The following is a 22,917-nucleotide window of genomic DNA, read 5'->3' on the forward strand; positions in this document are numbered from 1 at the left end:
CCACCGAATTGTCGGTAGCGGGTTGATGTGGGTCGCTTCATTACATCTTTTCAGTGTTTTCGGCTTTGTCGGTCTTGGCATCATTCACCACCACCGGGTCACGCTTGGCTTCGTTCGCGGCGTACTTTTCCATGGCCTGGCTTTGCGCCGCCATCATGCGTTCAAACGCCTTGTCACCACCGCCTTCGGCCATTGCCAGGGAAGACATGACGAGCGCACCGACCAGCAGAGTTACTTGAGCACGTTTCATTCTTGACACCTCAAAGTAGATAACGAACTCAAGGTATCAATGCGAACCTATCGAGACGGTGGCGCGCAGATTACATATTCGTTAGGTAAACAAAATCGGGCACGAACACCAAATATCCCTGTGGGAGCGAGCTTGCTCGCTCCCACAGGGATTCCACTCAATTCACGGGTTCTTCCTCGTCGCGTCGATGCACCCACTGATAAAGCGCCGGCAAGATCAGCAACGTCAGTGCCGTCGAGGACAGAATCCCGCCGATCACCACCGTCGCCAACGGCCGTTGCACCTCAGCCCCGGTGCCGGTGGCCAGCGCCATCGGGATAAACCCCAGCGACGCCACCAGCGCCGTCATCAACACCGGGCGCAAGCGTGTCAGCGCCCCCTCGTGAATCGCGCTGTCGAGCGAACGCCCCTCCTCGCGCAGATTGCGAATGAACGCGATCATCACCAGCCCGTTGAGCACCGCTACCCCGGACAACGCGATAAACCCGACTCCCGCCGAAATCGACAACGGAATATCCCGCAGCCACAGCGCCATGACCCCACCGGTCAGCGCGAACGGAATGCCGGTGAACACCACCAGCCCATCCTTGAGGTTGTTGAACATCATGAACAGCAGCGCGAACACCAACAGCAACGCCACCGGCACCACGATCTGCAAGCGCTTGGCGGCGGACTGCAATTGCTCGAACTGCCCGCCCCAGTTGATCCAGTAACCCGGCGGGATCTGCACCTGTTGCTCGATGGCGCGACCCGCATCCTGCACAAACGAGCCAATGTCGCGCCCGCGTACGTTGGCGCTGACGATCACCAGCCGCTTGCCGTTTTCGCGACTGACCTGGTTCGGCCCCAGCACCAGATCGAGCGTCGCCACTTCCGACAATGCAATGAAGCCGATCTGATCAGCACTGCCGCTGCGCAACGCCGGCACCGGAATCAACAGCGCCGACAAGCCCTCGACGTCCTTGCGCATGGCATCGGACAAACGCACCACCATGTCGAAGCGGCGGTCGCCTTCATACAGCGTGCCGGCCTGCCGTCCACCCACGGCCACGGCAATGGTGTCCTGCACGTCGCCCACGTTCAGCCCGTAGCGGGCAGCCTTGTCACGGTCGATATTGATGGTCAGCACCGGCAACCCGGTGGTCTGCTCGACCTTGACCTCGGAGGCGCCCGCCACTTGCTGCATCGACGCGGCAATCTTCGCCGCCGTGGCATTGAGCACCGCCATGTCATCGCCAAAGACCTTGACCGCGACATCGCTGCGCACGCCTGAAATCAGTTCGTTGAAGCGCAATTGAATCGGCTGCGACAGCTCGTAGTTGCTGCCCGGCAGCGTCGCGGCGGCACTCTGGATTTCGGCGATCAGCGTCTCGCGGGACTTGCCCGGGTCCGGCCATTGCGCCTTGGGCTTGAGCATCACATAGCTGTCGGAGATGTTCGGCGGCATCGGGTCGGCGGCGATTTCGGCGGTGCCGGTGCGGGCGAACATGCGCTCGACCTCCGGCACTTTCGCCAGCACCAGTTGCTCCAGGCGCTGCTGCATTTCCACCGATTGCGTCAGGCTGGTGCCCGGCACACGCAAGGCTTGCAGGGCAAAATCACCTTCGCTGAGACTCGGCACAAACTCGCTGCCCATGCGGCTGGCGACCACACCCGACAACGCCACCACGGCCACCGCCAGCGCGAACGCCATGGCGCGATGGCCCATGATCCACTCCAGCGCCGGCGCATACATCCGGCGGGCGCCACGCATGATCACGCCCTCTTCTTCCTTGACCTTGCCGGTGACAAACATCGCGATCGCCGCCGGCACAAACGTCACCGACAACAGCATCGCGCCGAGCAAGGCGATGACCACCGTGAAGGCCATCGGGTGGAACATCTTCCCTTCGACGCCACTGAGGGCAAAGATCGGCAGGTACACGACCATGATGATCAACTGGCCGAAAATCAGTGGCCGGCGCGCTTCCTTCGCCGCCGCAAACACTTCATGAAAACGTTCCGAGCGTGTCAGGATGCGCCCGTGGTGTTGCTGTGCGTGAGCGAGACGGCGGATGGCGTTTTCGACGATCACCACCGCGCCGTCGACGATGATGCCGAAGTCCAGCGCCCCGAGGCTCATCAGGTTGGCGCTGACCTTGTTGGTGAACATGCCGGTGAAGGTGAACAGCATGGCCAGCGGAATCACCATCGCGGTGATCAGCGCCGCACGAATATTGCCCAGGAACAGGAACAGAATCGCGATCACCAGGATCGCGCCTTCCACCAGGTTTTTCTTCACCGTGGCGATGGCTTTGTCCACCAGGTGCGTGCGGTCGTACACCGTCACCGCCGTCACGCCTTTGGGCAGCGAGCGGTTGATCTGCTCAAGCTTGGCGGCCACGGCCTGAGACACGGTGCGGCTGTTTTCGCCGATCAGCATGAACACGGTGCCCAGCACCACCTCGCGACCGTTTTCAGTGGCGGCGCCGCTGCGCAGTTCGCGGCCGATGTCGACGGTGGCGACGTTCCTGATGCGGATCGGCGTGCCATCGACATTGGCCATGACGATGTTGGCAATGTCGTCGATGTTCGCCACCTGGCCCGGTGCGCGGATCAGCAACTGCTCGCCGCTGCGTTCGATGTAACCGGCGCCGACGTTGGCGTTGTTGCGTTCAAGCGCAGTCACCAGATCGCCGAGGGTCAGCTTGTAGGCCGCCAGGCGCTTGGGGTCCGGGGCAATCTGGTACTCCTTGGCGAAACCGCCGATGGTGTTGATTTCGGCCACGCCCTGCACGTTGCGCAGTTGCGGCTTGATGATCCAGTCCTGGATCGTGCGCAGGTCGGTCGGCGTGTAAGGGCTGCCGTCGTCTTTGACCGCGCCCTCTTCGGCCTCGACCGTCCACAGGAAAATCTCCCCGAGCCCGGTGGAGATCGGGCCCATCACCGACTCTACGCCTTCGGGCAATTGCTCCTTGGCGACCTGCAAGCGTTCGTTGACCAGTTGCCGGGCGAAGAACAGGTCGGTGCCTTCCTTGAAAATTACCGTGACCTGCGACAGGCCCGAGCGCGACAGCGAACGGGTCTGCTCCAACGCCGGCAAACCGGCCATGGCGGTTTCAATGGGAAAGGTGATGCGCTGCTCGGTTTCCAGCGGCGAGAATCCGGCGGCGCCGGTGTTGATTTGCACCTGGACGTTGGTGATGTCGGGCACCGCGTCGATCGGCAGCTTCTGATAGCTGGCGATGCCGAGCCCGGCCATGAGCAGCACGGCGAGCAGCACGATGATGCGCTGCTCGATGGCAAACTGAATGAGACGTTCGAACATGGGAAATTTCTCGGGCAGATGAAATACGGATCAGCTCAGGATGAACACGGCCTCTGTGGCGAGGGAGCTTGCTCCCGCTGGGTTGCCAAGCAACCCCTCTCGAATGGGACTGCTGCGCAGTCCAGCGGGAGCAAGCCCCCTCGCCACAGGTAGGCATGACAGGCACATGGCATCAGTGAGCGTGTTCAGCCGAGGCCTTACCCAGCTCCGATTTGAGAATGAAGCTGCCGGCGGTGGCGACTTGCGTGCCCGGCGCCAAGCCTTCGCTGATTTCAACCAACCCCGCCGCACGGTTGCCGGTGAGCACCGGTTGCGCCTTGAAGCCGTCATCGGTGCGCACGAAAACGGTCGGTTTGTCTTCCACGGTTTGCAGCGCGGTTTCCGGCACCGCGACCCTGACCTGACGGGTTTCGGTGTCGACCTTCACCGTCACGAACAACCCCGGCCGCCACGCGCCTTGTGGGTTTTCCAGGGTCACACGGACAGTGGCGGTACGGGTCTGCTCGCCGAGCAAACTGCCGACATAGGCCACGGTGCCGGTGACTTCGGCATTCAGTTCCGTGGCACTGACCGTGACCGTTTTACCCACCCGCACCTGATTCAAATCCTTGGGCGAAACGCCGAACGTCACCCACACCCGAGACAAGTCCGAAAGCGTGAAGGCGTTGGTGGTTTCGTTGACCACCTCGCCCAGTGCCAGGTGTTTTTCCACCACCACGCCGTCGAACGGCGCACGCAATTCGTAGCGATTGCCGCCGCTGGCCAACACGCTGCCGCTCAGCGCACTGATTTTCTGCCGGGCGTTGGCGGAAGCGATTTCAGCCTCCTGCAACGCCTGCCGCGCCTGAAGGAAATCCTGCTCGGCAGAGATCTTGTCCTGCCACAACTGGCGTTCGCGTTCGTAGGTGGTCCGCGCCAGTTCCAGGCGCCGTTGTGCAGCGGCCTGTTCGCTGCGCTGATCGGAAATCTGCTGGCTGGCAATCACCGCCAGCAACTGGCCTTTTTTCACCGCTTGCCCGAGGTTGGCGTGCACCGACTCCACCACTCCCGCGACACGCGGAACGACGTGGGAGGTGCGGTCTTCGTCGAAACGGATTTCACCGGGAAAGGGCAACGACAGGCTGATGTCTTGCGCACTCGCCGTGGCCACCTGAATGCCGGCGGCGTTGATCTGTTCGACGCTCAATGTCAGGTGCCCTTCTTCACTGTCGCCTTCGGCATGCGCGCCTTCATCGCCGTGATCGTCACGGCCTTCTTCGGCATGCGCGGCGGCGGTCGGTGCCGAGGTTTTATCCACCCAGAATGAGCCAATGCCGATGCCCGCTGTCAGGGTCAGTACGGCAACCAGCAGTTGTTTTTTATCCATGGAAACTCCCAGTGCGGCTCATGGCATCGCCTGCCGAACCGCCGTTCAAAAAATGCGACGTGAAATTCAAGGGGTACGGGTCAGCGCCTCGACATCGCCGAAGATTCGTTCGATGCGAACCCAGGCGTCGGTCGCCTCGGCGATGGCCTGGATGTACTGGCTGCGAGCACTGATCAAGGTGCGCTGGGCGTCGAGCACGTCGAGAAAGTTGAACTTGCCCATTTCGAAGCCGCGGGTGGCGGTGTCGACGGCGCTTTGCGCGGCGGGCAGGATGGTCTGGTTGAACGCGCTGACTTCGGTGTTGGCGGTCAGCCATTGATCGAGAGTGGTCTGGGTTTGCGTGCGCAACCGCAGTTCGCTGGCGTTGCGCAGGTCCCGGGCCTGATCGGCGCGGCGCGCGGCGGCCAGGACATTGCCCTGATTGCGGTTGAACAGCGGAATCGGCATCGACAACCCGACCACGTTCACCCGCTCGCGCTCCAGTTCACTGTATTGGCTGCCGACGCTGACGGTGAGATCGGGGATGCGCTGTGCCTTCTCCAGACCCAGGCTCGCTTCGCGCTGAGCAATCTGTAATTCGGCCAGGCGCATCTCTGCGGTTTCACCGATGCGTGTGAGCAGACGTGGCGCAGTCGGCACAGCTGGCATCGCCGGCGGCGCCGGCGCGATGCGAGCGAACGCCGGCAACGGCGCCCCCATGACCTGAGCCAATTGTTGATACGCGCTGGCTTCGTCGCGCTCGGCACGTCGCCGTTCCAGGCGTACTTCAGAGAGCTGGACCTGCGCCCGCGTGCCCTCCACTGGCGCCGATTTACCGCTGTCGATGCGCCCTTGGGCCACGCGCACGCCGCGCTCGGCCAAGACCTGAGACTGACGGGCCAACTGCAACCGTTGCTGTGCGGTGGCGGCGCCGTAAAACGCCTGAATGACATCGGCACGCAGCACGTTGCGTTTGCGCTCAAGCTCGATGGCGGCGGCGTCCTGCGCCCGGCTGGCGACGTCGATCCGCGCCCCGCGCTTGCCGCCCAACTCGATCGGCTGATTGAGCATCACAGTGGTCGTGCGTGAATTGCGTCGTGTGTCCTCCGCTTCCCACGACACCTCAGGGTTGGGCATCAAACCAGCCTGCTGCCGGTCGCCCTGCGCGATGCCGATGTCCCATTGCGCGGCCGCCAGATCCGGGTTGTTGGCCAACGCCGTTTGCAGGGCCTGATCCATGGTCAGCGTTGTCGAGACCGAGGCGATGGCAAGGCCGGTGCCTGACAAGACGCCATATAACCCGACAACGCGTAAAGACCTGATAATCGTTAAGGGAACGTTAAAACTTCGATGCCAATGCACTTTCCTGTTTCCTTCAAAGTACCAAGAGTCGAGATGGCATCAATGTAGGGTTTTGCACTTATCGTGAAGGTTGCTGGAACATTACAAATCCGTTATCCACCGGCTTATCGGACTCTTTTGCAATAACATGGCAAACATGCACAGCCATTTTCGGTTATTAGCAATATGGCGAAACAAATACCAAGACAATATCTGCCGAACAGCACTTGTCGGTTTAATACATCTCTGCTCGCTGTTCAGCACAGGTAACGCGAACTGCGACATGTTGTCGCAAAGACCGGTCCAGAGGGCCCAACAATCAGCTTCCTGGCTTGACCCTGAAGCAGCTACAGGCTTTACCGTGACAACTACTTTCAGCCAGAAGCCCTGATAACAACATCCATTTCTGAATGATTTAATTAATTGTTATTTGAAGAAGGTAAAAACGCCATGCGAATCCTTGTCGTCGAGGACGAGCTTAAAACTGCCGAATACTTGCATCAGGGATTGACTGAAAGTGGCTATATCGTGGACCGGGCGGCAACGGGCGCTGACGGTCTTCATCTTGCGCGTCAACACAGTTACGACCTGATCATCCTGGACGTGAATCTGCCGGAAATGGATGGCTGGGGCGTGCTGCAAAACCTGCGTCAGAGCAGCAATACCCGGGTAATGATGCTGACCGCTCGCGGGCGGCTGGCGGACAAGATCCGTGGCCTGGACCTGGGCGCCGACGACTATCTGGTCAAGCCGTTCGAGTTTCCGGAGTTGCTGGCCAGGGTCCGCACCTTGCTGCGGCGCAGTGAACATATTCCGCTGCCGCAGGTGCTGCGGGTAGCCGATCTGGAACTCGATCAGGGCCGGCACCGGGCCTTTCGCGGCGAGCAACGCATCGACCTGACGACCAAGGAGTTCGCGCTGCTGCACCTGCTGATGCGCCAGTCCGGGGAAGTGCTGTCACGCACGCAGATCATCTCGCTGGTCTGGGACATGAATTTCGACTGCGACACCAATGTGGTCGAGGTGTCGATCCGCCGGCTGCGGGCCAAGATCGACGACCCGTTCGACAGCAAACTGATCCACACCCTGCGCGGTGTCGGCTATGTACTGGAGGCTCGGGAATGAAGCCCGCCAGCCTGTCGCTGCGCCTCGGCCTGACGGTAAGCCTGCTCGGCGCGGTGCTGGTGCTGCTGCTGGCGGTACTGGCGTTCTTTGCCTTGAGCCATGAGCTCAATACGCTGTCCAGGGACAGCCTGGCGGCGAAAATGCAGCAGGTCGAGCATAGCCTTTCGCTGTATGAGAACCCGCTCGATATCACCACCGAGCCGCACTCGCTGCTGGATCAGGTGATGGGCCATGACAACCTCACGCTGACCCTGTACGACCTGAACAACCCACGCACGCCGCTGTTGAAATCCGGCTCGGGACTGCAAGACCCGAGGGTGGAACTGAAGGCTGCGAACAGCGCTGCCGATACCCTGACGTACTCGCGAAGTACCGATGCCCAGGGGCGGCATTTCCTGACCGCGTCGCGGCTGATCACCCTGAAAAACGGCAGCCGTGTATCGGTATTGTTGTCGATGGACAACGCCAATGACGACGCGTTGCTCAGCGCTTATCTGCAATCAACGGTCATTGCCCTGCCCCTGTTGTTGCTGCTGATCGGCCTCAGCGCCTGGGCGGTGGTGCAACGCGGGCTGGCGCCGTTGCGCGAGTTTCGCAAGGTCGCGGCGAGAATCTCGACCCAGGACCTCGATCATCGCCTGTCGGTGGACAACATGCCTCAAGAACTCAGCGAACTGGCGCACGGCATCAACTATATGTTGCACCGGCTCGACAGCGGCGTGCAGCAGCTGTCGCAGTTCTCCGATGACCTGGCCCATGAACTGCGCTCGCCCATCACCAACCTGATGGGCAAGGCGCAGGTGACACTGTCCCGGGAGCGACCGAACGAGGAATATCGGGCAGCGCTGGAATCCTGCATCGAAGAGTTGGGCCGGGTGAACCGCATTGTCTCGGACATGCTGTTTCTGGCGCAGGTCCGCGACCCGGCAGCGGGGGTACTGCTGGAACCTGTCTGCATGGAAGATGAAGCGTTGAAAGTCGTCGAGCTGTTTTCACTGTCGGCGGAGGAAAAGCGCATCAGCCTGAACGTCACCGGCAACGGCCGGACCCTCGGTGACCGCTTGATGATTCAGCGGGCGATTTCCAATCTGCTGTCCAACGCTATCCGCCACTGCCCTGCCGGCGAGGCCATTTCGGTGATCATCGAACACCGCGCCAACCTCGTTTCGCTACGAGTCAGCAACCCCGGCGCCGGGATAGAAGCGCAGCATTTGCCCCATGTCTTCGACCGTTTCTATCGCGTGGACAACAGCCGTACACGTTCCCAGGGCGGGACCGGACTTGGGCTGGCCATCGTGCGTTCGATCATGAGCCTGCACCAGGGCAGCGCCGAGGTTCAGAGCACACCGGGCGGCTTGACCGTTTTCCGATTGAGCTTTCCGGGCATGGTTCGTTGAACCTGTGGCGAAAGCGCTTGCTCCCTCGCCACAATCCATCATGTGCGTGACGGCCACCGCCAACGGTGTTTTGTACTTTTAAAGTGGCAAAACCCACACACAAGCTAATAGCTATAACGGTTATGAAGAAAAGCAAAAACATCAACGCTGATCGCTATTCTTAATATAAAACCACCGTACATAAAACACTTCGCTATCAATCAAAAAATTATCAGAAATTTAATGTCATCGGGCCACTTCCGGGCATTGCATATTTATCCGCAAATGCTTAACTGCAAACGCTGCCGTTCAAGGCAGCGTTCGCAAATACCACGGAAGGAGTCGCTATGAGCCCCCCAAACTCCCATTCCATCCCGCCCTACGGGACGGCCATTCATGAGGCGATCAAGAAAGACGATCTGCAGCAAATGAAGGCCTTGTTGAAACAACGCGATGCATCCAAACCAGAAAACAGTGAGCTTAAATCGGCTTACGAAAAACTGGCTCAGGAAGTTACCCGCCGGGAACAGCGCTAGTTCTGTTCCCCCCTTATTGCAACGGAGGCAATAAATCATGTCTGGTTCTCTTCAACAGAATGTCGGCCTGTTCCCGCTTAGCTATCGAATTGGCACGTCGGCGCCTGGCGCACAAACCCTGTCACTGAATCTGTTGGTCTCGACCCCGCAACAGGAGGTCACTGGCACGGCGTCGGTGACGCAGGCGATCAACCCGCCGCTGGACCTGCACTTCGACGTCTGGGGTGAGTACAGCTATCTCACCGTCATGTCGCCCGGTGTCAGCAAGATCCTGATCACCGTGGATGGCAATCAGGGCGGTCCGCACTCGAACTCGATGACGGGCCTGGAAGTGCGGCTGGTGGTGGGCACGGACTGGCAGAACGGTGTCGCCAACTATCGCTACTTTGACGGGCAACGCTGGCACGAAGTCAACGGTGTCCCGGCCCAGCAGGTCGAGTCGGTGTCCTCCAGGGTGCAACTGCCGCCGCTGGAGCCCGGGCCGGTCATTCTACCGCACCCGCCGATCATGCCGCTGTATGCCGCGCCGATTCAGTCCGCGATTGCCAGCGGTGATCTGGCGCAGATGAAAAACCTGGCGAGCCAGGCCAAGCAGCAACTTGATCAGCACCCGCAATTGCAGAGCGCGCTGGAAGCCGCCAAGGGCGAAATCAGCCGGCTGGAACGCCGCTGAACCGACCATTGAATGTGTCTGGCTTGTCCTGAACTCAAACAAGGAGTTGCACCATGTCAATCGGACTTTTTCACACGCGCCTCAACATCAGCAATGGGCTGTTGGGCGCACCGGTTCTGACCCTCGACCTGCTGGTGAATACCGTCACCAAACAAGTCAGCGGTATCGCCAGTGTGTTTGTCGCCACCTGGCCGACCGTCAACTTTCGCGCCCGTGTCTGGGGTGATTACTCGGAAGCCAAATTGACCTCCTCGGTGGAGAATCATCTGATCCTCACGCTGGAAGGCAGCCCGAGCGGGCCGCTCAGCCAAATTGCCGAGACCTTCCACCTCAGGGGCATTCTGGGCGCGGACTGGGCCAGTGGTTTTGTCGACTATCGCTACCAGGAGCAAGGCCAGTGGCACGTGGTCAGGCATGCGGCGGTCAGCCAGGCCTCGACGCAGCCCGTACAGCCGCCGCACCATGTGCAACCGCTCTACGCCGTCGCAATTCAGCAGGCGCAAACCAGCGGTGATCTGGCGCAACTGAAATCGGTGGTGAGCCAGGGCGAACAGCAACTGGCCCACGCCGGCACCCTGCGCAGTGCGCTGGATCAGTTGAATGCGGAAATCGCGCGTCTGGAAGCTCGCTAGTCAGCGCAAAACCTGTGGCAGCGAGCCTGCTCGCGAAAGCGCTGGGTCAGTCAACATCAATGTTGAATGCACCGACCCCTTCGCGCGCTAGCTCGCTCCCACATCAGAGGTGTGCTGACCTCAAAGAGGTGAACACTCCCATGGATTCGTGCCGCGCACATGGCTGTGCGCAAGGATCTCCCCCATGTCAGACAATCGCCCCGCTCGCTACCTGACCGACACCGACCTCAAACGCTACGTGCCGGTGCATGTGGTCTGGGAAATCACCCTGGCCTGCGACCTCAAATGCCTGCATTGCGGCTCACGCGCCGGCCACCGACGCCCCGATGAACTGAACACCCGTGAATGCCTGGACGTCATCGATGCACTGGCCGCGCTCGGCACCCGCGAGATCACCCTGATCGGTGGCGAGGCCTATTTGCGCAAGGACTGGACCCAACTGATCAAGGCCATTCATGACCATGGCATGTACTGCGCCATCCAGACCGGTGGCCGCAACCTGACGCCGGCAAAAATGCAGGCGGCAGTGGATGCCGGGCTAAATGGCGTCGGTGTTTCCCTCGATGGCCTGGCACCGCTGCACGATGCGGTGCGCAATGTGCCGGGCTCGTTCGACAAGGCCGTGGACACCCTGCGCCGCGCCAAGGCATCGGGGCTCGCGGTAAGCGTCAACACCCAGATCGGCGCCGCCACATTGCCCGATTTGCCGGAACTGATGGACCTGATCATCGGCCTTGGCGCCACCCACTGGCAGATCCAGCTCACGGTGGCGATGGGCAATGCGGTCGATCACCCGGAGCTGCTGCTGCAGCCTTACCAATTGCTGGAAGTCATGCCACTGCTGGCGCGTCTGTACCGCGAAGGGGTTGATCGTGGCCTGCTGATGAACGTGGGCAACAACATCGGTTACTACGGTCCGTATGAACACATGTGGCGCGGTTTCGGCGACGAGCGCGTGCACTGGAGCGGCTGCGCGGCAGGTCAAACGGTACTCGCACTGGAAGCCGACGGCACGGTAAAGGGCTGCCCTTCCCTGGCCACCGTCGGGTTTTCCGGCGGCAATGTGCGCAACATGAGCCTGCACGACATCTGGCATTACAGCGAAGGCATCCACTTTGGCCGCCTGCGCTCGGTCGATGATCTGTGGGGCTATTGTCGCGGCTGCTATTACAACGATGTCTGCCGTGGCGGCTGCACCTGGACGTCGCACTCGTTGCTGGGCAAACCGGGCAACAATCCGTATTGCCATTACCGCGCTTTGGATCTGCAAAAACGCGGGCTGCGCGAGCGCATCGTCAAGCTCGAAGACGCGGCGAAGGCGTCGTTCGCGGTGGGACGTTTCGACCTGATTACCGAACGCATCGACACCGGCGAGACGGTCCACAGCGTCAGCGACAGCGGTCAGGTGATCAAGCTGGCCTGGGCGAATCAGGGTCAGAAAACGCCGGACGAAGGCCGTATCCCACCGGTGCTGGCGCTGTGTCGGGCCTGCTTGCAGTACATCCACGCCCACGAAGTGACCTGCCCGCACTGCGCTGCCGATATCGCCAGCGCCGAAGCCGGGCATCAGGCCGATCGTGCCAGGCAGCAGGCAATCATGAACACGCTGACGGGGTTGTTGGGGTTGCCACAGAACAGGTTGATGTAGCCGACATCTGTGGACTGCATATAACCCTGTGGGAGCGGGCTTGCTCGCGATGGGGCCGTGTCAGCCGACATCCCGGTTGAATGACCCACCGCTATCGCGGGCAAGCCCGGCTCCCACAGTTGATCTTCAGTGAACACAAAATCGGTGTTCTACCGCGATCCACTGTGGGAGCGGGCTTGCCCGCGATGGGGCCGTGTCAGTCACCATCACTGCCAATGACACACCGCTATCGCGGGCAAGCCCGGCTCCCACAGTTGATCTTCAGTGAACATAAAATCGATGTTCGACCGCGATCCACTGTGGGAGCGGGCTTGCCCGCGATGGGGCCGTGTCAGGCACCACCATTGCCAAATGACCCACCGCTATCGCGGGCAAGCCCGGCTCCCACAGTTGATCTTCAGTGAACATAAAATTAGCGATCCACACAGATCCCGTGTGGGAGTCGGGCTTGCCCGCGATGGGGCCGTGTCAGTCACCATCCTTGCTGATGATCCACCGCTATCGCGGGCAAGCCCGGCTCCCACAGGGGATTTTCAGTGAACACAACATTGGTGTTCGACAGCGATCCACTGTGGGAGCGGGCTTGCCCGCGATGGGGCCGTGTCAGTCACCATCCTTGCTGATGATCCACCGCTATCGCGGGCAAGCCCGGCTCCCACAGGGGATTTTCAGTGAACACAACATTGGTGTTCGACAGCGATCCACTGTGGGAGCGGGCTTGCCCGCGATGGGGCCATGTCAGCCACCATCACTGCTAATGACACACCGCCATCGCGGGCAAGCCCGGCGATCTTCAGTGAATACAAAAATTGGCACTCGGCAGCGATCCAGTGTGGGAGCGGGCTTGCCCGCGATGGGGCCGTGTCAGTCACCATCCCTGCTGAATGACCCACCGCCATCGCGGGCAAGCCCGGCTCCCACAGTTTTTGCGGCTTAACTGACGAATCCTTAACTGGCCCGCCGCCATCCTCCTGTGTATTAATGCGCGAATCCCTGCCCAGCCCTCAGCGGAGCACAGTCGCTCAATGACTCAGCCAGCCGTCCTGCCCTCCCTGCCCGCCGCCAATAAACTCACACCCCGTGAATTGCGTGGCCTGCTGGCGATTCTGGTGTCCATCGCCCTGGCGGTACTCGACACCGCCATCGCCAACACTGCATTGCCGACCATTGCCGCCGACCTGCACGCCTCTCCCGCCGCGTCAGTGTGGATCATCAACGCCTATCAATTGGCGGCTGTGGCGACGTTGCTGCCGTTTGCCTCGCTGGGCAATATCGTCGGGCATCGCAAGGTGTTTCTCGGCGGCATCATTTTGTTTGTGGTGTCGTCGGCACTGTGCGCGCTGGCCTGGTCGCTGCCGACGCTGACGGTCGCCCGTGTGCTCCAAGGCGTCGGGGCGAGCATGATCATGAGTGTCAACGCGGCGCTGATCAGCCTGATCTTCCCGCCCGAACGCCTGGGTCGCGGCCTGGGTATGAATGCGTTGGTGGTCGGCACGTGTTTCGCCGCCGGCCCGACCATTGCCTCGCTGGTGTTGTCGGTGGCCAACTGGCCGTGGCTGTTTGCGATCAACTTGCCGCTCGGCCTGTTTGCGCTGTTCTTCGCCTGGAGCTCGCTGCCGGTCGGCAAGCCGCAAGCCATCAAATTCGAACGAATGACCGCACTGCTCAATGTCATCACGTTCAGTGCGTTGATCTTTGGCTTGGGTCAGGCGGCGCAGCTGGGTTCGATGACCAGCGTGTTGATTGCCCTGGCGGTATTTGTGATTGCAGGCACCGTGATGGTGCGCCGTGAGGCCGGGCATCCGTCGCCGATGTTTCCCCTCGATCTGCTCAAGCGGCCGTTGTTTGCCCTGTCGGCGCTGACGGCATTTTGTTCGTTCACCGCTCAAGGGTTGGCGTTTGTCTCGCTGCCATTTTTCTTCGAAACGACACTGGGGCGCGATCCGATCCAGACCGGCTTCCTGATGACCCCGTGGTCGGTGGTGGTCGCCGCCATCGCGCCGGTCGCCGGGCGCCTGTCCGACACCTATGCACCGGGCCTGCTGGGTGGGATCGGCCTGGCGGTACTGAGCGCGGGCATGGTCTCGCTGGCACTGCTGCCCGGCGATCCCGGTGCACTGGACATCGTGATCCGCATGATCATCTGCGGCATCGGCTTCGGTTTTTTCCAGGCACCCAACCAGAAAGCCCTGATGACCAGCGCCCCCCGTTCACGCTCCAGCGGCGCCAGCGGCACCATTGCCATGGCGCGGTTGATCGGTCAGGCGACCGGGGCGGCGCTGGTGGCGTTGAGCTTCGGCATTGCCGGCCGTCATGGCCCGGTGTTGGCGTTGAGCATCGGAGCCGGGTTTGCGGCGGTGGGCAGCGTGGCGAGCGGGTTGCGGCTGGTGACGCGCAATACCGTGGTGTGACGACGCCGTTCATAGCACCTGGCCATCCGGTTTAAAAACGCTCACCCACAAACGTACAAGCCTCGTCGAAAGGCCACGCGTTACCGTTGGAACACGTGGCCTTTCTTGCTCTGACGAGGTGAACCGATGGAAATTTTTCTCTATGCATTCAGCGTGATGTACAGCCCGGGACCGGTGAACGTGATGGGCCTGAACGCGGGTCTGACCGGCCAGTTCCGCCGCACCGTAGGGTTTTTCCTTGGCGTTGGCTGCGCGATGTTTGTCATGTTCATTGTCTTCGGCTTCACCGGCGAAGCGCTGATTTCCAGATCGGTAGTGCCGTACCTGGCGCTGGTGGGCGGGCTCTATACCGCCTACCTCGGCTACAAGGTCTATAACGCCCGGGTCGATCTTGCGGACAGCCAGGGTCAGCCAGTCGAGTCTGAACAACAGCAACTGACGTTCAGCAACGGCTTTCTGATTCAGGCCCTCAACCCCAAAGGCATGATGGTCGTGCTACCGGTCACAACGGTGATGTTCCCCGCCGCGCACGTCACAGGCGGCGCGATTGTCGCGGTATCGGCGCTCATCGCCATCGGCAGCGCCGGGGCGCCCAGCTTCTATTCGTTTCTCGGTGCGGTGCTGGGACGACGGATGACACACAGCGCCCACCTTGACCGGTTCAATCGCCTGATGGGGCTGGTATTGTTCGTGTGTGCAGGCTTCATGTTTTATGACTTCTTCATCCATCTTCACAAAAGCTAGAGGTGGGCCCCATGTCAGATCTCCCCTCGCCCCACGACTGGGTCAAACGCTCTGCGCAATCGCTGAAGGTCGAGCGTCTGGAGGCTTTTTTCAGTGGCCATGCGTTTGATGCGCACAAGCACGACACCTATGCGATTGGCAGAACCCTTTCCGGGGTCCAGCGATTTCGCTACCGGGGCGTCAGTAAAAACAGCCTTCCCGGGGAAACCATGATCCTGCACCCGGACGTGGAACATGACGGGCATGCCGGGAGTGCTTCGGGGTTCCGCTACCAGATGCTCTATATCAGTCCGGCACTGGTGCAGCAGGTTCTCCACGGCAAGCCGCTGCCGTTTTTCAAGGACGGCGTTTCCCACGACCCGCGTCTTTCGGCAGCCACTGCAGCGCTGCTGAACTCGATGGAAGACGAGCTGGACCCGTTGGAGGAAGACGACAGCCTTTACGGCCTCGTGACCACACTGCAAGCAGTCTGCGGATACAACCAGGCGCATGGAACGACTCATGACTACGCGGCAGCAGCCCTTGCACGCGAATACATCGATGACTGTATCGAGCAGGCGATCACCCTGGATGACCTGGCAAAATGCGCCGGTCGCGATCGATGGAGCCTGTCCAAGGACTTCCGCGCCTATTTCGGCACCAGCCCCCATCGCTACATGACCATGCGCCGGCTGGATCGCGTCAAGGCGGCAGTGTTTGCGGGGCGCACGCTGGTGGATGCTTCGGTGGAGGCGGGTTTTTTCGATCAGAGTCATATGACCCGCCACTTCAAGAAGGCCTTTGGTATTTCACCTTCTCGGTGGTGTTTGTCGCTGGGTGAGTGAGGGATGACCTCTATGGTCCACCGCAGATCAAACTGTGGGAGCAGGCTTGGTCCCACAGTTTGATCGGTGGTGAGTTCACTGACGAGGGCGGCGCACCGCGCGGATCTTGCCGCTGCCGCCACCGCCGCAGAAGAACCGGTCGGCACCGTCGAATTCCAGCCCTGAGACACCAACGCCTTCGGGCATCTTGATCGCTTCCAGCACCTCGCCGCTGCGCGCATCCACGCGCCGCAGTTCGCTCTCATCCCCTTCCCAGGTGCCATGCCACAGCTCGCCTTCGACCCAGGTCACGCCAGTGACAAAGCGATTGGATTCCAGGGTGCGCAGAATCGCGCCGGTGTCGGGGTCGAGCTGGTGAATCCGCCGGTCGCGGTAGCCGCCGACCCAAAGCGCACCTTCAGCCCATGTCAGCCCGGAGCTGCTGTCGCCGGGGGCCGGGATGGTGTTGAGAATGTGGCCGGTTTGCGGGTCGATTTTCTGGATGCAATCGGCCGTGATCTGGTACAGGTGCTTGCCGTCGAACGCCGTGCCGGCATCGGCGACGACATCCAGCGAGCGCAGGGTCTGGCCGCTTGCCGGGTCTAGCGTGTTGAGCTTTTTGCCGGACGCGAACCACACCTGCCGGCCGTCCCAGCTGACGCCGTGCACGGCGTCGACGCCTTCAAAGGGACCGTATTCACGGAGTATTTCAGCGTTTGAAGTTTTCATGGTGAGCTGCCTCTTCACGGGTGGTGAAGTGATCCTAGTCACTGGGCAACGGTGCCGTGAGTAACAAAGTCGTCGCGAAACCCGGCATCGGTGGGGTCAGCCAGCGCCGGTTGCGCCCACGGCCCAGCCACTGCACCTTGCCTTCGGCGGCCAGGCTGTCGAGTGCCCGCTGTACCGTACGCTGGCCAGTGCCGAGGGCCAATGCCAGCCCGGAGCTGGACCACGATTCACCGTCGGCGAGCAAGGCAAACAGCGGCGCATGCTTCTCCTCGACGGGCCACGCCAGCACTACAACGTCGGTGCCAATTTTTGGCACCAGCGCGTAGCCACGCGGGGTCGCGACCACCTGCGCCAACGGACCGAGTTGCGCCCGCAGCCGGCCGAGTTCGACCCGCAAACGGGCACGATGGGACTCGTCGCCCAGTTTCTGGCGGAAGGCCCGGGCGATCAGTATTTCCCTCGACACGTCCGCCGGCCAGGCTTCAGCCAGAATCCGCAGCAGAGTGAACAGCACCGCACGCGTGGCGAGGGAAATCGACAGGCCGGCGCCGCGCACCTCGTATCGGCAGGCGTCTATTACCAGCACTGCTGATTCGAACAGCGCCTGCACTTCAGCCAGTAATACCAGCCGTTGCTCGCCACCGGCAATCAGCCGGGCCACGGGTGTGTCGAGCAGCAGCGCCGCGCTGCCGACTTCCGCCGAGAGTGCCGCAATACCGGCGCTGTGGGCGGCGCGTTCGGCCCGAATCAGCGCCGCCCGAGCCGTGTGCGCTTGCAGGCGACGCATGGCGATGCCGGCCAGCACCAGTTCATGAGCGGCCCGCAATGCTGGCGGGAATGGCGCGGGATCGAGCGCGACGAGCAGGCCTTCGGCTTCGTCGAGGCGTCCGACCAGCAGCAAGCGGCGGATCGCCAGATACCGCGCATGGGCGGCATTGACCCGGTCACCATGGGCCTCCAGCGTCACGCGTGCGCCCTCCAGCGCTTTCACCGGCCAGCCAAGATCCCGAGCGGCCAGGGCGATTTCGGCTTCGGCGACCACGCATCGCGCCCGGGCCAGTGTCTCTTTCGGGCCAAACGCCCGGCCGGCGCGCTTCATCAGGGTCCTGGCCCGATCCAGCTCACCGAGCTGCGCCATGGCAATACCACGCAGCGCCAATGCCGGGGCGTCGTCACGCAGGGCAATCCGGTCCAGTGCGGCCAAGGGGTCGCCGACGGCCAGTGCGCGAGCGGCGGCGGTGATTATCGAGTCCATGAGGGCGGCGTCATGCGGGTGGGTCCCGGGGTGGGAAGCATGGGGTTGAGTCTATCCGAGAGTTGCTTTCCAGAAAGGGAGCGCTGAGGTTGATCCGCAATTTTCTGTGATGCTGATGGACTCATCGCGAGCAAGCTCGCTCCCACAGGATTGAGGCGCCTACAAATTTTGTGACCGACATTGATCCAGTGTGGAAGTGGGCTTGCCCGCGATGAGGCCGTCAGCATTAACAGCGCTCACTGCCCGTCCGCCCATCCCGGCTGGCGCTCGAACCCGGCGAACAATTCGATGATGGTGGCCTTGACCTTCTGCACCGCGTTGCTCTGGACCACCGTGTCCGGCCAGCACAGGGACAGATCGCGGGTGAACAGGCGATGGTCGATGCGGGCCAGTTTCAACCGGTGCTGTTCCAGTTCGACATGGGCCGCCGCCCAAGGCAGTACGGTGACGCCAAGCCGGGCATGGACGGCGGAGAACAGCAGGTCGGTGGAGTTGGCTTCGAACTGCATCTGGCATTGCAACCCGGCCTCCTGCAAGGCGGCGTCGACCCGGCTGCGAATGGTGTTCGGCGCGCAGGGCAGCACCAGTGGCATCTGCGCCAGGGCCTCGATCGACAACGGCCCGTCGGGCAACTCAAACTGCGGCCACGCCACCAGGTACAGGGTTTCGGTGAGCAGGCGCTGCGAAACCAGGCCACGGGTTTCGATCACGTCGACATTTACCGCCAATGCCACCCGCCCGACTGCGATCAAGCCCGTCAGGTCGGCGCTGGGCGCGTCGATCAATTCCAGCTTGATCCCCGGGTAGCGGCTTTTGATCGTGCGCGCCAACGGGATCGCCAGCATCCGCGCAGTACTCGACGGCATGCCCACCGAGACTTTGCCCTGCGGGAATTCGGCGTCCTGGCGCAGCAGTTCGCGGGTGCCGTCGGCTTGACGCAGCAATTCGACGGCGTGCCGGTACAACGTGCGCCCTGCCGCTGTCGGCACCACGCCCTGCACGCTGCGTTCGAGCAGTTGCATGTCCATGTCGCGCTCCAGATTGCGCATCTGCTGACTGATCGCCGGTTGGGCAATGTGCAGCGCTTCGCTGGCGCGAGTGATGTTGCCGCACTCGACCACCTTGATGAAATAGCGCAACTGGCGCAGGTCCATGCACATCTCCAAGCATACAAATTTACGATGGGATCAGAGGAATATCATATTTGAGACTTATGAGATACGGCGCCTAGACTCGTCTCACAACAAACGAAGCGCTCGCGGCCGCCACAGCCACTCAGCGCTTCCATAGGCCTGAAAAAGGCCATCGGGAGATCGTCATGTCCAGAGTCTTGACCGCAACGGCAGCACCCGTAAAACCGCTCAAAACACCCCTGACCCGCGAGCAGATTCGCGGCTTCTGGACGGTCTACCTCGGCTGGGTACTCGATGGCGTGGACTCGGTGATCTTCGCCCTGGTACTGATTCCGGCCCTGACCGAATTGCTGCCCAACTCCGGCATTGAAGCCACGCCTGCCAACATCGCCATGTACGGATCACTGCTGTTCGGGCTGTTTCTGGTCGGCTGGGGCTTGTCCTTTATATGGGGGCCGCTGGCTGACCGTTTTGGCCGGGTCAAGATGCTTGCCGCGAGCATTCTGGTGTATTCACTGTTTACCGGCGCGGCGGCGTTCTCCGAGAGCATCTGGCAACTGGCGGCGTTTCGCCTGATTGCCGGGATCGGTGTCGGCGGCGAATGGGCGCTGGCCGGCACCTACGTCGCCGAAAGCTGGCCGGAAGACCGGCGCAAGATGGGCGCCGGTTACCTGCAAACCGGCTACTACTTCGGCTTCTTCATTGCCGCGCTGCTGAACTACACCGTCGGCGCGACGTACGGCTGGCGAGTGATGTTTCTCTGCGGGCTGTTCCCGGCCTTCGTGGCGATCTACACCGCGTTGAAGGTCAAGGAACCAGCGCGCACCCACCAGGTGCCGCGCCACGTCGAACAGCCAAAGACCTGCGCCTCATGGCGGGAAATCTTCGCCCCGGCCTTTCGCCGGCGCACGCTGACCAGTTCGCTGTTGGTCGGAGTGGCCATTGTCGGCCTTTGGGCCGGCTCGGTGTACGAAGCCACCGCCGTGGTCACACTGGCCACCCGCGCCGGTATCGACCACGTCGGCGCCGTGCACCTGGCCTCAATCGGCGCAGCCATTCTGTCCCTGAGCACCATCCTCGGCTGCCTGGTTGCGCCTTGGCTGGCGGAACGGGTCGGGCGGCGCCAGGCATTGGGTATCTACTTCGCCGGCATGGCCGCCTCGATCATTTTCGCATTCGGCTGGGTGTTCTACCGCGACGATGGCCTGCACCTGTTCATGGTGTCACTGGTGTTCCTAGGCTTTTTCGGCGGCAACTTCGCGATCTTCTCGCTGTGGCTGCCCGAGCAATACCCGACGCGCATCCGCGCCACCGCATTCGCCTTCAATGCCTCGATGGGCCGCTTCATCGGCGCCGGGGTCAACTTCCTGCTGGCCGCCGCGATTCACTGGCACGGCTCACTGGGGATGCCCATCGCCTGGACGGCTGCAGCATTTGTGGCCGGTCTGCTGATCCTGCCGTTTGCCGTCGAAACCCGCAATCAACCGCTGCCGCAATAACGCCTCTGTTCATTGATTGGAGAACTCCATGCAAGCGCTGCAAGGTATAAAGATCGTCGACCTGAGTCGCGCCCTGTCGGGGCCGTTCTGCACCATGGTGCTGGCGGACCTGGGCGCCGACGTGATCAAGATCGAGCCCGGCCCGAGCGGCGACATGAGCCGCACCTGGGGCCCGTTCGACCGGGGCGTGAGCACCTACTACCTGTCGTGCAACCGCAACAAGCGCGGGCTGTGCCTGGATTTTCGTAAACCGCAAGGGCTCGCCACCGTCCAGCGCCTGATCGATGACGCCGATGTGGTGATCGAAAACTTCAAACCCGGCACGCTGGAGAGCATGGGCCTGGGTTATGACGTGCTCAGCGCGCGCAATCCACGGCTGATTCTGGGCAGCATCAATGCTTTCGGCGCCGACGGCCCGATGAGCCGTTGGCCGGGCTTTGACCAGATCGCCCAGGGCTATTCGGGACTGATGAGCCTGACCGGTTTCGTCGATGGCGACCCGACCCGCACCGGCACCGCCATCGGCGACCTGACCTCGGGCATGTGGCTGGTGACCGCTGTGCTCGCCGCACTGCTGGAGCGCTCGACCACCGGGCGCGGCCAGCACGTCAGCACCTCGTTGCTGGCCAGTCTGGTGGGGCTGTTGAGCGTGCACGGGCAACGTTATCTCAGCCTCGGCGATGTGCCCCGCCGTACCGGCAATGCTCATTCGGTGATTGCGCCGTACGGCGTGTTTCAGACCCTGGACGGGCCGCTGAACCTGGCGCCGATCACTTCGGCGATGTGGGGGCGCTTGTGCGTACTGCTGGACTTGCCGGCGTTGCCGGATGATCCACGATTTTCCACTAACGAGGCACGGGTCGAACGTCGTGAAGAGCTGAAGACGATCCTCGAAAGCCGTCTGAAAACTCGCAGCAAACGTGCGTGGACCGAACTGTTCATCGAAGCCGGTTTGCCCGCCGGCCCGATCAATACGCTGGATGAAGTGTTCGACGACCCGCAGGTACTGCACAGCCAGTTGACCGAAACACTTGAACATCCAACCCTCGGCGCCTTGCGTCAGGTGGTGACGCCAGTGTTCAGCGCTGGCGCTGGCGCCGTCAGCCGGCCACCACCGCTGCTGGGTGAACACACCATCGAAGTGCTGCGCGAGGCGGGTTTCGACGCGGCCTCGATCAGTGCGCTGCTCGCCGCCAACGTGGTGTTTCAAGACACCGACGCCTCTACTGTACCTGCCACAGGAACCGCCCCATGAACCCGACCTCCAGCGCCACCGTGACCGTCCACTTCGCCGATGAGCGCATTGCCCGACTGGTCTTCAGCAACCCCAGCCACCGCAACGCGCTCAGCGCCCAATTGCTGGCAGACCTCGATGAAAGCCTGGTCGCGCTGGCCGCACAACGCGTGCCGGTGGTGATACTCGGCACGCAGGTCGGACAGCCGGTGTGGAGCGCCGGCCACGATATTCGCGAGCTGCAACACGACCGCGACCCGATTGCCTATGGCAAACCGCTGGAGCAAGTACTGCGCCGCATCCGCGCCTATCCCGGCGTGGTCATCGCCCTGATTTCCGGTTCGGCCTGGGGCGGCGCGGTGGACCTGGCGATGAGTTGTGACTTGGTCATCGCCGATCACAGCGCCAGTTTTGCCATGACCCCGGTGAACATCGGCCTGCCCTACACCACCAGCGGCTTGCTGCGGTTCTTCAATAACGTGCCGATTCATGTGCTCAAGGAGATGTTCTTCACCGCGCAAAAACTCGATGCGCAACGGGCCGAGCGGTTCGGGGTGATCAACCGACTGGTCGACACCGACACCCTGGAAGACACCGCACTGGAGATGGCCCGGGGCATCGCCGCCAAAGCGCCGCTGGCGGTGGCGGCGGTCAAGGAGCAGTTGCGGATTCTGGAAGACATGCAGCCGGTGCCGGTGCAAGCGATGGAGCAGATTGCCGAACTGCGGCGCCAGGCGTGCCAGAGCAGCGATTTTGGCGAGGGACTGGCAGCCTTTGCCGAGCGCAGGGTAGCGGTGTTTGAGGGGCGATAGTCGTCACGACACCTGTTTAGCTGCAAACGTCCCAGGCGAGGGAGCTTGCTCCCTCGCCACATTC

General features: G+C 61.9%; 19 protein-coding genes. 12 read left to right on the plus strand and 7 right to left on the minus strand.

Going from position 1 to position 22,917, the window contains the following annotated elements:
- Positions 1-40: 40 nt before the first annotated feature.
- The 4 genes from POF45_RS05070 to POF45_RS05085 all read right to left on the minus strand — a co-directional run bounded on the left by POF45_RS05070 (position 41) and on the right by POF45_RS05085 (position 6,228).
- Positions 41-250 carry a co-regulatory protein PtrA N-terminal domain-containing protein gene (locus POF45_RS05070; RefSeq protein ID WP_282315249.1) on the minus strand — a complete coding sequence of 70 codons (210 nt, stop codon included), beginning with the start codon at positions 248-250 and terminating at the stop codon, positions 41-43.
- A 157-nt stretch (positions 251-407) separates the two neighbouring features.
- On the minus strand, positions 408-3,557 hold the full coding sequence (locus tag POF45_RS05075; RefSeq protein ID WP_282315250.1) for a CusA/CzcA family heavy metal efflux RND transporter: 3,150 nt from the start codon (positions 3,555-3,557) through the stop codon (positions 408-410).
- Positions 3,558-3,729: 172 nt separating this feature from the next.
- Positions 3,730-4,923, minus strand: coding sequence for an efflux RND transporter periplasmic adaptor subunit (locus tag POF45_RS05080; protein WP_282315251.1), 1,194 nt, complete (start codon positions 4,921-4,923; stop codon positions 3,730-3,732).
- 66 nt (positions 4,924-4,989) lie between these two features.
- The gene (locus POF45_RS05085; protein WP_431978603.1) at positions 4,990-6,228 is read right to left on the minus strand and encodes a TolC family protein; all 1,239 of its coding nucleotides are present in this window, start codon (positions 6,226-6,228) and stop codon (positions 4,990-4,992) included.
- Positions 6,229-6,693: 465 nt separating this feature from the next.
- On the opposite strand from POF45_RS05085, the gene POF45_RS05090 reads away from it, so the two are divergent.
- From POF45_RS05090 to POF45_RS05130, 9 genes are all read left to right on the plus strand, one after another.
- On the plus strand, positions 6,694-7,368 hold the full coding sequence (locus POF45_RS05090; protein ID WP_259494907.1) for a heavy metal response regulator transcription factor: 675 nt from the start codon (positions 6,694-6,696) through the stop codon (positions 7,366-7,368).
- On the plus strand, positions 7,365-8,765 hold the full coding sequence (locus POF45_RS05095; RefSeq protein ID WP_282315252.1) for a heavy metal sensor histidine kinase: 1,401 nt from the start codon (positions 7,365-7,367) through the stop codon (positions 8,763-8,765). The genes POF45_RS05090 and POF45_RS05095 overlap by 4 nt, the downstream gene beginning before the upstream one ends.
- Positions 8,766-9,091: 326 nt before the next feature.
- On the plus strand, positions 9,092-9,280 hold the full coding sequence (locus POF45_RS05100) for a DUF1843 domain-containing protein (RefSeq protein WP_259494910.1): 189 nt from the start codon (positions 9,092-9,094) through the stop codon (positions 9,278-9,280).
- Between the two features lie 37 nt (positions 9,281-9,317).
- Positions 9,318-9,953 (plus strand): DUF1842 domain-containing protein, encoded by a 636-nt coding sequence (locus POF45_RS05105; protein WP_259494912.1) that lies wholly within the window; start codon positions 9,318-9,320, stop codon positions 9,951-9,953.
- Between the two features lie 53 nt (positions 9,954-10,006).
- On the plus strand, positions 10,007-10,585 hold the full coding sequence (locus tag POF45_RS05110) for a DUF1842 domain-containing protein (RefSeq protein WP_259494913.1): 579 nt from the start codon (positions 10,007-10,009) through the stop codon (positions 10,583-10,585).
- 184 nt (positions 10,586-10,769) lie between these two features.
- Positions 10,770-12,233, plus strand: coding sequence for a GDL motif peptide-associated radical SAM/SPASM maturase (locus POF45_RS05115; RefSeq protein ID WP_282315253.1), 1,464 nt, complete (start codon positions 10,770-10,772; stop codon positions 12,231-12,233).
- 1,025 nt (positions 12,234-13,258) lie between these two features.
- On the plus strand, positions 13,259-14,644 hold the full coding sequence (locus tag POF45_RS05120; protein WP_431978590.1) for an MFS transporter: 1,386 nt from the start codon (positions 13,259-13,261) through the stop codon (positions 14,642-14,644).
- A 126-nt stretch (positions 14,645-14,770) separates the two neighbouring features.
- Positions 14,771-15,388 (plus strand): LysE family translocator, encoded by a 618-nt coding sequence (locus POF45_RS05125; protein ID WP_259494917.1) that lies wholly within the window; start codon positions 14,771-14,773, stop codon positions 15,386-15,388.
- Positions 15,389-15,399: 11 nt separating this feature from the next.
- The gene (locus tag POF45_RS05130; RefSeq protein ID WP_259494918.1) at positions 15,400-16,212 is read left to right on the plus strand and encodes an AraC family transcriptional regulator; all 813 of its coding nucleotides are present in this window, start codon (positions 15,400-15,402) and stop codon (positions 16,210-16,212) included.
- 75 nt (positions 16,213-16,287) lie between these two features.
- On the opposite strand, the gene POF45_RS05135 is transcribed toward POF45_RS05130, so the two are convergent.
- The 3 genes from POF45_RS05135 to POF45_RS05145 all read right to left on the minus strand — a co-directional run bounded on the left by POF45_RS05135 (position 16,288) and on the right by POF45_RS05145 (position 19,329).
- Positions 16,288-16,920 (minus strand): Vgb family protein, encoded by a 633-nt coding sequence (locus POF45_RS05135; RefSeq protein ID WP_259494919.1) that lies wholly within the window; start codon positions 16,918-16,920, stop codon positions 16,288-16,290.
- A 34-nt stretch (positions 16,921-16,954) separates the two neighbouring features.
- Positions 16,955-18,175 carry a helix-turn-helix domain-containing protein gene (locus tag POF45_RS05140; RefSeq protein ID WP_282315254.1) on the minus strand — a complete coding sequence of 407 codons (1,221 nt, stop codon included), beginning with the start codon at positions 18,173-18,175 and terminating at the stop codon, positions 16,955-16,957.
- Between the two features lie 236 nt (positions 18,176-18,411).
- On the minus strand, positions 18,412-19,329 hold the full coding sequence (locus POF45_RS05145; protein ID WP_282315255.1) for a LysR substrate-binding domain-containing protein: 918 nt from the start codon (positions 19,327-19,329) through the stop codon (positions 18,412-18,414).
- A gap of 164 nt (positions 19,330-19,493) precedes the next feature.
- Here POF45_RS05145 and POF45_RS05150 point away from each other — a divergent pair, with 164 nt between their 5' ends.
- The 3 genes from POF45_RS05150 to scpB are packed head-to-tail and all read left to right on the plus strand — an operon-like array spanning position 19,494 to position 22,853.
- Positions 19,494-20,807: an MFS transporter gene (locus tag POF45_RS05150; protein ID WP_259494923.1), complete on the plus strand. Its 1,314-nt coding sequence runs from the start codon at positions 19,494-19,496 to the stop codon at positions 20,805-20,807.
- 28 nt (positions 20,808-20,835) lie between these two features.
- Positions 20,836-22,062 carry a CaiB/BaiF CoA transferase family protein gene (locus POF45_RS05155; protein WP_259494924.1) on the plus strand — a complete coding sequence of 409 codons (1,227 nt, stop codon included), beginning with the start codon at positions 20,836-20,838 and terminating at the stop codon, positions 22,060-22,062.
- Positions 22,059-22,853, plus strand: coding sequence for a methylmalonyl-CoA decarboxylase (gene scpB, locus POF45_RS05160; protein WP_259494926.1), 795 nt, complete (start codon positions 22,059-22,061; stop codon positions 22,851-22,853). The genes POF45_RS05155 and scpB overlap by 4 nt, the downstream gene beginning before the upstream one ends.
- Positions 22,854-22,917 lie beyond the last annotated feature (64 nt).

Source organism: Pseudomonas fungipugnans, assembly GCF_029955235.1.
Taxonomy (GTDB): domain Bacteria; phylum Pseudomonadota; class Gammaproteobacteria; order Pseudomonadales; family Pseudomonadaceae; genus Aquipseudomonas; species Aquipseudomonas fungipugnans.